Genomic DNA, 13,669 nt, shown 5'->3' on the forward strand with positions numbered 1-13,669 from the left:
CGCTGCCGCAGCGGGGTTTTATCGACTGGCTAAACGGGGCGCTGGTCAGATGACCGAGTTCACCCAATCGAGCAACTTGCGCTTCGGTTCGGCACCGACTTTGGTGGCTGCAACCTGACCGTCCTTGAACAGCATCAGGGTGGGTACGCCGCGAATACCATATTTCTTCGGCGTCGCTGAATTGCGGTCGATATCGACCTTCACGACTTTCAGCTTGCCGTTCAATTCCTGCGCGATCTCTTCCAGCGCCGGTGCAATCGATTTGCACGGGCCACACCACTCCGCCCAGAAGTCGACCAGCACCGGCTGCGTGGACTTCAGGACATCGGCGTCGAAGCTCGCGTCGCTAACGTGGGTCGTGCTCATCCCGTCTTCCTTCCCAATGGGCTTGGCCATTTGCCGGCCACCCAATTCTACACGTGAACGAGGCCCTTCGGTGGAGCCTCGCATAGACTGAATCTATGGAGCGGGAGGGGCAGCGTCAAGGTGATGGGGTGGTGCAAATCGGCAGGCTTGCTCAGGACGCATAACTGTCCAGGGCCGTTTCCGGGATCGGCATCAGACGTGGCTCGGCGCTCCAGAGAAGATAGCAAGAGACTGTATGCTTTGGATAAATTGCCCTGATGGCAGCGCGATAAAGGGCCAACTGACGAAGATATTGTTTGGAGACCTGCTCAGGCTGCATGGCTGGCGGGCGATTGCTCTTGAAATCGACGATGTGGCATTCGGTTGCTGTCACCAGCAATCGGTCGATCTGCCCGCTCACGATCTGACTGCGCCCGTCTTTTCCCGGCAATTCCGCGACAATCGGCACTTCGGCACGCGACTCCGGCGCGAAGAGATGAGCGAATCGCGGGTCTTCCAGGACGCGCATCACCTCGCCCACCAGTTCATCTAGCACGGCATCCGGCGCCTGCAGCCCGCTTGGCCGATTGCAGGCTTGGAGCCAGTGCCGCGCCGCATCCCGTCGCTCAGGCAGCGGGAGATCGGGCAGCAGTTGAAAGAGCTTGTGAATGACGAGGCCGCGCTGAAAGCGGAAACCCTGATCACGACCCAAGGGTGACAGCAGAGGGCCATCTTCCTGTGCGCTGGCGGTGTCGGTGCTGGGGCGCGAGGGAATGAGCGGCCGTGGTGGATCGGGCTCAGCATCGGCATGCGTGAGCGCCCAATCCTGGAATGGCAATGCGAGATCGAGCGTCAGGCCGGACTTCGCCGCCATGTCCTGGGCATTGTCCTGCTGTGGCGACGTCACCTGCAGCCAGTCGCCGTCCCAGCCATCCTCGTTGCGCCAGTCGTGACTGCCACAGCGGCCACCGGGTGTGCCCGCCAGCAGCATCTCGGTCAAGGCGTCCGAGGCATGGTCGTGCCAGCTTGCCTGTGCCGTATTTTTCTCACCGCGCCAGCCGCAGACATAGAGTCGATCCTCGGCACGGGTGAGTGCCACATAGAGCAGGCGGTTCTCCTCCTCCTGCGCGCGGCGATCGATGTCATTGCGTGCACGGGTGGTAACTTCGACGTCGAGTTCGCGCCGCGCCACCCAAATCGGTATCTCCGGCGCGGAGGACTCCGTCTCGGATCCCAGCCAGAACAGTCCAGGCCGGTTCGGCTTCTGCCGCCGCTGCTCCGCCACAAAGACGATCGGCGCCTGCAGGCCCTTGGCGCCGTGCACCGTCATGATGCGCACCTGACCGCCGCCATCGTCGCTGAGTTCGCGCTTCACTTCCGCCTCGCTCACCTCCAGCCAGTGCCGGAAGTCTTGCAGGGAGGGCGCGTTGTTCTGCTCGAAGGCAAGCGCCAGGTTGAGCAGTTCGTCGATCGCCTCCCCCACCTGCAGGCCGAGCCGCGCGAACAGCCGCTTGCGGCCACCGCCGGCGGACAACAAATCGGCCAGCAATTCATAAGGCGTCAGCCGATCGGCGCGCGCCCGGTAATCGGTCAACAACTGCCACGCCGATTGAAGACGCGGTGAGCCAGTTGCCGCGCGCACCAGTTCCTCCCACAGGCTGGTCCGGCCGCGGGAGATGCAGAGTTCGAACAATTCGGTTTCATCAAGGCCGATGAGCGGCGATTTCAGCAAGGCGGCGAGGTTGAGGTCGTCTTCGGGCAGCAGCAGGAAATCGGCGAAGGCCAGAAGGTCCTGCACAGCGAGTTCGGACAGCAACTTCAGCCGGTCGATGCCGGAGACGTCGACGCTCTGCGCCTTCAGCGCCTTCACCAAGGCCGGCACGAAGGCATTGCGCGAGCGGACCAGCACCAGAATATCGCCGGCACGGATTGGGCGGCCACGTGCCGGCAGGACCTCGTGGCTGCGGATCAACGTCGCGATCTTTTCGGCGATGGTGGCGGCGAGGCGCGTGATGGGGTCGGTCGGGTTGGTATCGATCGCCGGTGTCGCCCATGCTTCGGGAATCGTGCCCGCCAGCGGGATGGAAAGCGGCCAGACCTCAACCAGGCCGGCGGCACCGGCACGCGAGGCCAGGTGCCGAATCGGCCCGGCACCCGGCTCCAGCACGCCATCCCGCGCATCGCCAGCAAAGACGCGGTCGACGACGGCGAGGATCGCCGGGCTGGAGCGGAACGACACATTGAGATCGATGCTCGCGAACGGCGTCCTGGTATCGACCTTGCCAGGTTCGCGGTCCAGCCGCGTCGCAAAATGCTGGCGCGCATCCAGGAACGCGCGCGGCTCGGCACCCTGGAAGCTAAAGATCGATTGCTTGAAATCGCCGACCGCGAAGATCGAGCGCGGCTTGTCTCCATTGCGTTGACTTTCGGCACCCTTGCCAGAGATCAGCTCCTCGGTCAGGGATTTCAGGATGTCCCATTGCACCGGGCTGGTGTCCTGCCCTTCGTCGATCAGCACGTGATCGATGCCGCCATCGAGCTTGTAAAGCACCCAGGGTGCGATGCCGGGCCGCGCCAGCAGGTCGCGCGTGATCAGGATGAGGTCGTCAAAATCGAGGGCGGCGGTCAGGGCCTTCAAGCCGCGGAACCGCTCCATGAGATCGAGGCCCAGAGTCATCAGGGCGGTGGAATCAGCGAGAATTTCAAGCGCGTTCAATTGGCCGTTGATGGCAACGAGGCGCCCGGCTTCGGCTGCCAACACCTCCTTGATGTCCACCATGCCCTTGACCGCCTTGGCGGTCGCAAGGTTCTTGCGGATTTCCCCTTCCTTGGTGAGAAAGACCGCGGCATAGGCATCGAAGCTTGCTGTCCGCTCGGCATCCGTGCCGGCCAGCCACTGCGCCATCGCATCGGCGCGCTTGATGTCGGCCTCGGAACCGAGCAACAAGGCTGCGACGGCCGCGCGCAAAATGGGGCCATCGAAGGCCGTTTCGGCCACCGCCTTGGCAAGGATCGTGGCGCGGCTGCTGTCCGGATCAAGGCGCAGCAGGCGCGCCAGTGCCTGGCGATAGCCGCCGATGCCGCCCATACGGCGTTGCAGGGCGATGAGCCGCGCGCGCTGGCCGAGGAGATCGCCGAGCACGCGGTCACTGGTGAACTCGCCCGCCCGTTCGGCAAGATGCGCGAGGGAAGCGACCAGGGCCGGATCGCCGCCATCGCGCGCCGAGCCCAGCATCGCCTCACGCGCGCTGAACAAAAGTGCGTCGGAATCGCGTTCCTCGATCAGGCGGAAATGTGGTGCAATGCCGGCCTCGAGCGGAAAGCGGCGCAGCAGCGACTGGCAGAAGGCATGGATGGTTTCGACGCGCATGCCACCGGGAGCATCGAGCACCTTGGCGAACAGGCCGCGCGCGCGGGATTTGAACGAGGTCAGGGCAACATCGTCACCGATCAGTTCCCGTAATTGTCTCTGGAGATCGGCATCCGGGATGGAGGCCCATTCGGCGAGGGTCGTGGCGACGCGGTTGGCCATCTCCGCAGCGCCCGCCTTGGTAAAGGTCAGGCACAGGATACGTTCCGGCCTTGCCCCTTCGAGCAGCAGTCGCAAGACGCGGTCGCGCAGCACCTTGGTCTTGCCGGATCCGGCCGAGGCCGACACCCAGGTCGACAAGGTTGGATCGGCGGCGCGGCGCTGGTCGCGCGTGGCAAGTGCTGTCGGTGTCGTCATGACTCGCCCTCGTTCGACCATTCGGCATAGCGGGCAAGATGGACGTAATCGTTGAAAGCAAGCGCAAAGGAGTCGCGTGGTGCCGCCACATAAGCCGCCTCGTCGCTGCTGAAATGCCGCACCAATTCGATGAGGCCCTGATAGGCGTCATCGGCCAGCACCATCGGATCGGCGATGGCCTTCGTTTCCTGATCCTTGACGAGCACGACAGACGCGCCGTCGCGACCACCTTTGAGGTGCCAGAATTCGAGCGCTGCCACCAGCGCCGCGGGCACATCCTTGAAGCCGCCCTGCCAGGCGATCGCCGCTTCCAGCGGCAATTGCGGCGAGAATCCCAAGGTAACGTCGTGGGAGTTGGGCGGCTTGCCTGTCTTGTAGTCAATGATGACGAGCCCGCCATCACGCCGCACATCGAGACGGTCCGCCTTGGCGGTAAGAGTGAAAGGCGGCGAAACCTGGTGGAGCGTGATCTCGCCCGTGCACTCGGTGACGATGCGCCCAAGATCGCCTTCACGGGCACGCATTTCGGTAACAAACCAGGACGCCATCTGGCAGAAGCGCGGCCACCAGAACGCCCAGACGGCCGGGCGCGACATGTGCTGCTGGAATTCCTGCTCGCCCACCTTCAGCAGTCGAGCTTCGGCATCGGGCAGCAGGGGCAGCGGGTTGTCACGCAGGAAGCGATCGAGGATGCCGTGGAAGAGATTGCCGAGATCAACGGCACCGGCATCCTGATCAAGGGGATCGAGCGGCCGCAATTTGAGGATACGGCGCGCATAGAGCACATAGGGGTCGCGCATCCATTTCTCGATATCGGTCACCGGCAGGCGGTCCGGCCGATACCTGGCGCCGGGCTTGGGTGCGGGCCGACCGATCGCCGTCACCTGCGCCGGCCAATCGAGCCGCTGCTGCCAGCCGCGATACTGGCTGGGTCCGTCGATCGGCTCGACGATGCCAAGGGCGCGCAGGAAAGCATCGAGGCGCAGCAGCCAGCGCGACGGCACGCTGGGCTTGCCGCCGACGCGTTGCGCGCGCGTCATGACGACGCGCGGCGCCCCCAGGGCCTGCTGGAAGTCATGGGCGGCGAGGCCGATCTTGCGTTCCAGCGAGGGCAGGCCGAATTTCTGCCGCATCGGACGGCTGAGCCAGGGATCGACCGCCACATCGCCCGGCCAGATCCCCTCGTTGAGGCCGCCCAGCACCATCAGGTCGACCTGCTGCAAGCGCGCCTCAAGAGGGCCCCAGATGAACAAGCGCGGATGAAGGCCGAAGCGCGGCCGAACGTCGATGGCCGACATCAATTCGACGATCAGCGCCGCATAACTCGCCGCGTCGATCGGCGGCATGCCGCGCGTCGCCTGCAGCATCTCGGCGGCAAAGCCCGCCAGCGCCTCACCCGCCTCGCCTTGCCAGAGGTAAAGGCTGCCCTCTCCTTCCGGTCGCGCGGCCAGCGCTTCGGCAAGGTGAACATGCCGGGCAAGGCGGTCGGCCAGCGGCAGAGGCTTGTGCCAATCGGCGCTTGGGCCAAATAGATTCTGCAATCGATCTAGCAGCGCCCGTATCGCCTCACGGTCAGTACCCTCAGGCAGTTCGGCCGTGGCAAAGGCGCCCTCAAGCCCCGCAGGCCCCGGTGCGGGGCGCGGTCCGCGCAGGATCTTCCGCTCCAGGAGTCGCACCTGATGCTGGAAGAGTTCATGCGGAAGCCCGGCCGACGCGAGAGGATGTTTCAGCAAAGCAAGGAGTGGGACCGGCGCCAGGTCTTCCGCGAGGGCTTCAGCGGCCAAGCGGAAGAACAGACCGGGGCCGGTTGTCGGCAAGGGCGTGCCCGCGGAATCATCGATGACAATGCCCCAGCGCCGCAGTTCCGCCGCGACGCGGCGCGCAAGGCCGCGATCGGGCGTCACCAGAGCGGCGCGGGAAGGTGCCGGCTGCGCCACCGCTTCGCGCAGCATCAGTGCGATCACGCCAGCTTCTTCCTGCTCGGTTCGACAATCGATGCGCTGGACATCGCGCCAGGCAACCTCGGCAATGCCCGGCGGCGACGTCATGGTGCGGGCGATGTCGGGCCAGTTACTGGTGACGTTCGCCGGCAACAAGGCGGCGCTGACCAGGCGATTGCGGGTCGGTGGCGCCGAGCGATGGGGGCCCTCGGGCACCGTATGCGGCCAGGGCCATACGGCCTTGGGCGTTGCCTGTAAACGCTCCAGTAACTGCGCAAGGCCGAATTGCGGATGCGCCGGATCCGCGACAATTTCCTGCCACACAGTCTCATCGGCCGCGTTGTCGAGGCCCGGCAGGATGACAAGGCCCAGCGGCAGGCCGGCAATCGTCGCAATAAGATCGGCGCTGGCGGGAATCGAGCCGGTCGAGCCCGCCGCGATGACGGGATGTTGCGGCGGCCGCTCGCGCCACAGCCGGCATTGCCGTTCCAGCAGCATGTTGCGGCGGCGGGCAGCATCGACGGCGCCCTCGCCCGCCAGAATCTCCGGCCAGTTCTGCTGCAGGATATCGAGAAAGCGGAGAGTGAGCTGCCAATGCTCAGCCAGTTCCTCAGGCGCCAGATGGCGGATGTCGGCAAAATCGAGCCGCTCCGTTTCCACCTGGTCCAGCAAGCGCGCCAGTTCCGCGGCAAGCCGCGCCGCCTGATCGAACGACATGTCGCCACCACCCGGCAAGGTCGCGGCCGCCGCCTTTTGTACCAGCTGCGCCAGCAGTAGATGCCGCCGCATGGTGGGCATGGAAGGCGGCAACTCGTCACTGAGGCCATCCCCCAGTGACAGATCCAGCGCGATGCCTTGCAGGCCGAGCTCACTTTCATCGAGATCGCCGAGCGGCATTAGACGCGGCAGCATCAAGGCGCGGCCACCGCTGGCGCCAAGGCGCAAGAAGGCTTCCTGCACCGCGCGGCAGGCGCGGCGATTGGGCAGCAGGACGGTGAAGGCACTGAGGCGCAGAGGATCTGCGGCTGTTTCCTGCATCAGCCCGAACGCCAGCGCATCGACGAAGCTGACGCCGGTCGGGATGCAGCAGATGCGCGAATCGCGGTCGAACAGCCCCATGAACCCCACCTATTTTGGGAGGGCAGCTTGGCTTAGAACTTGATCCCGTGGAAGCTCAAATGCCGTTCGACATCGGCCAGATGCTGCGGTGTCGAGACATGGTACCACTCGCCGTCATGGCGCAGGCCAAAGAGTCGGTCTTCCTCGATTGCGCGGTCCCAAACGACATTGGTGGAAAAGGCCCCCTGTGGTGCATCGCGGAACAGGCGCGGATGGCAGATCTGGATCCCGGCATAGAGGAACGGGGCCACTTCCCAGGCGTGACGGCGGCGTACGCGGCCTTCCTGGTCCATGGTGAAATCGCCCTTGCCGTCATAGCCGACGGCGGTGACGGTCGGTTGCAGCAGCAACAGGGCATCCATCCGCGCCTCGTCCCAACTGGCGGCCAGCCTTACCAGCGCGTCGATCTTGCCGTTGAGCCAGATGATCTTGGCATTGACGGCATAGAAGGGCTCATCGCCCAGGAGGGGCAGCGCCTTGACGATTCCGCCGCCGGTTTCGAGAATTTCGGTTTCTTCCGAATACAAGATCTCGAGATCGCGCCGGTCCTTGAGATGCTCACGGATCTTCTCGCCGAGATGATGCAGGTTGATGACCACCCGCTTCACGCCCACCGCCTGCAGCCGATTGAGCACGACATCCAGCATCGGTACACCTAGCACCGGCACCAGCGCCTTGGGCACGGTATCAGTATAGGGACGCAGCCTGGTACCATAGCCGGCCGCCATGATCATCGCCGTCCGGGGTATCTTGATTTGCATGGCGGGCAAGGCGGAGCTTCCTTTATTGGGTGGCCAGGGCGGCCCGTTCGGCGTTCGGCAAATGGCGCGCATACCAATTTGCCACGGGCGCCAGGGTCGGGTGTCGCAGGTCATGGGCAATGAGTTCCCATACGCGCGGCATGAAGCGCTGGTACCAAGGCTTGCCGTCGCGCTTCAGCAGGCGCGCGAAAGTGCCGGCGATGCGCGTGTTGCGCTGGGCGCCGATGATGGCATAGGCCGCCATATAGGCGTCACGGTCGATCTGCGGATTGGCGGCGAGATAGCGCGCGATCATCCGCTCCATCAGATCCCACGGCAGGTGGCGGCGCACATCTTCGAGCAGGGACACCAGATCGAAGGTCACCGGCGCCAGCACCGCATCCTGAAAGTCGAGCAGCCCACAACCCGCGATTCCGAGCCGATCCTTGAGCACCAGCAGATTGTCGACATGGAAATCGAACAAGGCGATGCTCTTGGGTGCAGCCTCGCGCAGCGGCAGGACCTGTTGCCAGGCCGACACAAATTCGTGGCGTACGTCGTCCGGTGCCGGCGATCCGAAATGTGCCGGCCAATACCAGTCCAGCACCAGCTGCACTTCGCGCAGGGCGCGCGCATCTTCGAACACCGGCAGCAAATCCAGCTCGGCTTGCGGCACGGATTTGTGCAGGGCGATGAGGGTATCGGTCGCCAAGGCGTAGAGTTGTTCGGCGTTCCCGCCGGCGTCGAGTTCACGCGTATAGGTCTGGTCGCCCAGATCCTCCAGCAGCAGGAACCCGGCTTCGGCGTCCTCCGCATAGATCTCGGGGGCGCTGAAACCCAGGCCCTTCAGCAGACGGCCGATGCGGACGAAGGGCCGCACATTCTCCATCGGCGGCGGCGCATCCATCAGCACGGCGGTCCTGCCATCCATCGTCAGCCGGTCGTAATGGCGGAAGGAGGCATCGCCGGCGAGCAGGCGCCGATCGGCCCTGCCCCAGCCGGATTCGGCCAGGACCGCGTCACGCCGCGCCGACCGCGCCTCGGCTTCCATCGTCGCACCGATCATTTCCCCGCAGCTCCTCAACAGATCTTCGACCTCAGCCAGACGCGCACGCCATTCGCCGCCACCGGCCAGAATGAGCCGCCGCGAATCGGCGGCGTCGCCCGGCGCCAGAGTCACGTCCAGGCGTCGCCCTGGCAAGAGCGAGCCAAGCCGATCCGGCCATTCGATCAGCGAAACGCCGTTGGCAAAAGCTTCCTCGATGCCGATTTCATAGGCTTCCTCGGCATGTTTCAGCCGGTAGAGATCAAAATGCCAGATCTCGACGGCATGTCCGGCGATTGTGACAGGATAGGTCTGCACCAGGGTGAAGGTCGGGCTGGGGACGGCATCTTCCTGCGGCAACAGGGCCGCCATGAAACCGCGGGCAAAGGTGGTCTTGCCGGCGCCAAGATCGCCCCACAGCGCCAACACATCGCCCGCCCGAACCAGGCGTGCGAGGATCCCCGCCATCAGCGCGGTTTTCCCCGCGTCGGCGAGGTCGATTTCGATCAGCTTTTCCGGTGCAACTGGCTTCATGGCGTCGGTTTGTAGCCGCCCGGCGACCTCGCCGCAACGGTCATCACATCGCCGGATTTGCCCATTTATTACAATGTGCTAAAGGAAGGCGGGAAGATTGGGAGGGTGTCATGAGTGCAGTTCAGCAGACCGATGTCGTGATCATCGGGGCGGGGCCGGTCGGCCTGTTCGCCATTTTCGAATGTGGCATGCTGAAAATGCGCTGCCATGTGATCGACGCGCTGGAGAGCACTGGCGGACAATGCGTCGCCATGTACCCGGAAAAGCCGATCTACGACATTCCGGGCTACCCCTCGATCGATGCCGCGGCCCTCATTCAGAAGCTTGAGGAACAGGCCGACCCTTTCCATCCCACCTATCATCTGGGCCAGCAGGTCGAGAAGCTGACGCAGATGGGCGATCGCTGGCTGGTGGAAACCAATGCCGGCACCAGGATCGATGCCAAGGTCGTCATCGTCGCCGCCGGCTGCGGCGCCTTGGGCCCAACCGACCGCCGCTCGATCACCTCGCCGAGTACGAAGGCAAGAGCGTCTTCTATCTGGTGAAGCGGCGCGAGGATTTCCGCGGCAAGAGAATCGTCATTGCCGGCGGCGGCGATTCAGCCCTCGACTGGACGATCTCATTGGCCGACCTCGCCGAGAAGATCTACGTCATTCATCGCCGGCCGAAATTCCGCGGCGCACCGGAATCGGTTGCCCGCATGGAAGCCCTGGCCAAGACCGACAAGGTCGAGCTTGTCGTTCCCTATCAATTGCACAGTCTCGAGGGAAGCAAAGGCCAGCTCTCGGCCGTCAATGTCGCGACGCTTGAAGGCGATGTTCGCCGGCTGGAGGCGGATACCCTGCTGCCCTTCTTCGGCCTCGCCATGGATCTGGGGCCGATCGCGCAATGGGGTCTCAACCTTGAGCGCAACCATATCGCCGTCAATCCGCAGAATTGCGCCACCAGCGCGCCTGGCATCTTTGCCATCGGCGATATCGCAACCTATCCCGGCAAGCTGAAACTGATCCTATGCGGCTTTGCCGAGGCCGCGATGGCGGCCCATGGCTCCCACCCGCTGGTTCATCCTGGCGAAGCGCTGCACTTCGAATACTCAACCTCCAAAGGCGTGCCCGGAAGCTGAATAGATTCCCAGTCACCTTGATTATCGCTAGCTTCGATGGGGCTTTTATTCGGCGTTAACACTCTTTTGCCAAGGTGAAACCTGAGCGGGCCTTTGCCCGCTTGGCAATGGCTGCCAAATGCCTTGGCGGAGCGAACGTCAATCTTGAATACGGCGGTTTCAATTCAAGCCGATCAGGCAGCAGAATCCGATAGTGACTTTGGACGCAGTTCAACGCGCCCGAGCCCCTGGCTGATTCTCATCGTCGATGACGACCCCGACGTTCACCTGACCACGGAATTCGCGCTCGGCAACGAGGTTGTACATGGAAGGGGTCTGGAATTCGTCCATGCCTATTCCGCGGCCGAGGCCGAGAGCCTCCTGTCAAAACCCAATGACATCGCCGTCATCCTGCTCGATGTGGTGATGGAGTCCGATGACGCCGGCTTGCGCCTCGTTCGTATCATAAGGGATACCCTGGGCCTCTCGGTGCCGCGCATCATCTTGCGCACGGGCCACCCCGGCTATGCACCCGAACAGGATGTCATCCGCGACTACGACATCGACGACTACCGGACCAAGTCGGAACTGTCGCGCGCCCGACTGTTCACCTCGGTGGCGACGGCGCTGCGCGCCTATGACCGGCTGCGCCAGTTGCAGGAAGCGAACCAGCGCCTTGAGCGCATGGCGCGCGACCTTGAGGTGCTCAACATAGACTATCTTGAGCAGCGCGAAGCAGCCCTGGGTGCAGCGCAGGCGAAGTCACGCTTCCTCAACAATGTCAGTCATGAACTTCGCACGCCGCTCAATGCGATCGTTGGATTCAGCGAATTGTCACTGCGCGCCGTCAAGGAACAGCGGCCGGTCCCGCAGGCCTATATCGAGGACATCCTAGAAGCGGGCCGACGGCTCGCTTCCCTGGTCGACGATATCCTGGACTTCAGCCAGCTGGATGCACGCAAGCGACAGCTAATCTGGGAGCCGGTCAAGATCCAGGAGCTCATCGACTATCAGCATGAACTCTATTTGGGTGAAGCCACGCGCCTGGGCTTGACACTCAACGTCGCGCGCGGTGACGCGGATCTGGCCTGCAATCTGGATCGCAGCTCGGTCAGCAAGGTGCTTGGGCATATCATTACCAATGCTCTGCGCTACTCGCCCCGCGGTGCTGCCATCGATGTCGCCTGGGAGTATCGGGACAATTCACTTGGCGTTTCGATCACTGACCGCGGACCAGACATTCCAAAGTCAATCAAGGACAATCTCGACGAACCGTTCACCATCGGTCAGGACGTCCTCACCAAGGATGCGAGTGGTTTGGGGCTCGGCCTCACTATCTGTCACCATCTGATGACCATGATGGGTGGCAAGATCACAATCGAGGACGGTGTCGGCTGCGGGACGAAGGTCAATCTTCTGCTGCCCAATTTCGCTGGCTAGGTGCATTGGTGTCAGCCACAGCCATTCCCACCGAGAATTCAGCGCCGGTATCGGCGGCAAGTGTCGCCTTCCTGGCGGAACTGGCGCGTCTCCCGGCCGTGCAGAAGGGTGAGTTCAAGACCGTTGCCGAACTGGTGTGTCGGCGGTGCCTGGATCTTGTCGATGCCCGCTATGTCACCGTCTGGATGCTGGACGCCGACCGAAAATTCCTGCGCAGCATCGTCCGCTATGACGGTTTGACCGGGCGCCAATGTCCCGAAATCGCCATACCCTCCGAGCAAATCGTCGACGAACTGGCCGCCTTGCACGGTTCCGCACAGATCGTGAGCGATAACGCGCTGACCGACCCACGCCTCACCGGCGCCCATGATGGCTATCTCAAGGAATATGACATTGCCGCGTTGCTCGAGCATGTCATCCGCGTTTCCGGCGAAGATGTCGGCATTTTCAGCTTCGAACGGGTTGGGCCTCTGCGGGCCTGGCATCCGAGCGATTCAGCCCTGGCCCGCGGGGTCTGCAGTTATCTCGCGCTGACTTCCGTGAACCAGCAGAAATCGGCGCTGGAGCAACGTTCCGCGTCAACAGCGGCGCTGCAGACCGCCATTCTCCACAATGCGGCCTATGCGGTCATTGCCACGGATCCCAACGGCACGATCACCTTCTTCAATCGCGCCGCCGAGCAGATGTTGGGTTATCGCGCCGACGAAATTGTCAACAAAGCGACGCCGGCACTCTTCCACGACGCGGCGGAGGTTGCCTATCGCGCGGCAATCCTGACCACGCAGTTCAATCGCGAAATCGAACCCGGCTTCGGCGTCTTCGTGGCCAAGACCTTGGCCGGCCTGCCGAATGAAGACGAATGGATCTATGTCCGGCGCGACGGGTCGCGCATGACAGTACTTGTCTCAACTACGGCCATCCGTGCCGCCAATGGCGAGGTCGAGGGATTTCTGGGGATCGCCTCCGATATCACCGAGAGAAATCGGATTGCACATCGCCTGCGTCAATCCGAAGAAATGCTATCGCGCGTTCTATTGCAGTCGCCGGACGCCATCCTGATCACAGCACTCTCGGACGGCCGCATTCTCGAAGTCAATCCGGGCTTTGAACAGATCACTGGATATACCCGCGCTGAAGCTTTGGGCCACACCACCATCGATCTTTCACTCTGGGTCGACCTGGTCGAACGCAACGCGATGATCCAGCAGGTACGCACCTCCGGCGAGGTTAAATCCATGCCGGTCCAGATCAGTCGCCGCGGCGGTGATCGCCGTCAATGCATACTCTGGGGTCGCACCTTTGAATTTGCCGGCGTCGACGCTCTTCTGACGTCGGTCCAGGACGTGACAGACATCAAGGAAGCGGCCCAGGCAGCCCGCGAACTCGCAACGCATGCTGCAGTTCGTGCTAGATACAATCCCCTCACGCGTATTCTGGAAGGATCTGGATTCGGTCTATCTCGGCTGCAATCGCCAATTCGCGACAGATGCAGGTCTTGCCGATCCTCGGGATATTGTCGGCAAGACCGATTTCGATCTCGTCTGGCGCGATGGCGCCATGGGCATGATCGCCGTTGACCGGGAAGTTGCCCGCACAGCTTTGCCGATCCTTGACCAACTCGCTTCCTATCCTGACACCAATGGGTGCCATCGCTGGTTCGAAGTCGACAAGGTTCCC

The 13,669-nt window shown here is 63.2% G+C and carries 7 protein-coding genes and 1 pseudogene; 3 read left to right on the forward strand and 5 right to left on the reverse strand.

Annotated features, from left to right (window positions below; all coding sequences use genetic code 11):
* Positions 1–45 precede the first annotated feature (45 nt).
* The 5 genes from trxA to tsaE form a co-directional block, all read right to left on the reverse strand.
* A complete protein-coding gene (gene trxA, locus IPK59_19210) occupies positions 46–366 on the reverse strand; it encodes a thioredoxin TrxA (GenBank protein MBK8160795.1) in 321 nt (106 codons plus the stop codon).
* Between the two features lie 151 nt (positions 367–517).
* Positions 518–4,072, reverse strand: a complete 3,555-nt coding sequence (gene addA, locus IPK59_19215; GenBank protein ID MBK8160796.1) for a double-strand break repair helicase AddA — start codon at positions 4,070–4,072, stop codon at positions 518–520.
* A complete protein-coding gene (gene addB / locus IPK59_19220) occupies positions 4,069–7,131 on the reverse strand; it encodes a double-strand break repair protein AddB (GenBank protein MBK8160797.1) in 3,063 nt (1,020 codons plus the stop codon). Before addB ends, addA begins: the two co-directional genes overlap by 4 nt.
* Positions 7,132–7,163: 32 nt before the next feature.
* A complete protein-coding gene (locus IPK59_19225) occupies positions 7,164–7,892 on the reverse strand; it encodes a nucleotidyltransferase family protein (protein ID MBK8160798.1) in 729 nt (242 codons plus the stop codon).
* Positions 7,893–7,914: 22 nt separating this feature from the next.
* Entirely contained in the window at positions 7,915–9,450 is a 1,536-nt protein-coding gene (gene tsaE, locus IPK59_19230) for a tRNA (adenosine(37)-N6)-threonylcarbamoyltransferase complex ATPase subunit type 1 TsaE (protein ID MBK8160799.1), read from the reverse strand.
* A 110-nt stretch (positions 9,451–9,560) separates the two neighbouring features.
* On the opposite strand from tsaE, the pseudogene IPK59_19235 reads away from it, so the two are divergent.
* From IPK59_19235 to IPK59_19245, 3 genes and pseudogenes are all read left to right on the forward strand, one after another.
* Positions 9,561–10,573: pseudogene (locus IPK59_19235) on the forward strand (NAD(P)/FAD-dependent oxidoreductase).
* A gap of 144 nt (positions 10,574–10,717) precedes the next feature.
* The gene (locus IPK59_19240) at positions 10,718–11,992 is read left to right on the forward strand and encodes a hybrid sensor histidine kinase/response regulator (protein ID MBK8160800.1); all 1,275 of its coding nucleotides are present in this window, start codon (positions 10,718–10,720) and stop codon (positions 11,990–11,992) included.
* Positions 11,993–12,000: 8 nt separating this feature from the next.
* Positions 12,001–13,569, forward strand: coding sequence for a PAS domain S-box protein (locus tag IPK59_19245; protein ID MBK8160801.1), 1,569 nt, complete (start codon positions 12,001–12,003; stop codon positions 13,567–13,569).
* Positions 13,570–13,669 lie beyond the last annotated feature (100 nt).

Source organism: Rhodospirillaceae bacterium (assembly GCA_016712715.1).
In the GTDB taxonomy this organism is placed as follows: Bacteria; Pseudomonadota; Alphaproteobacteria; order Dongiales; family Dongiaceae; genus Dongia.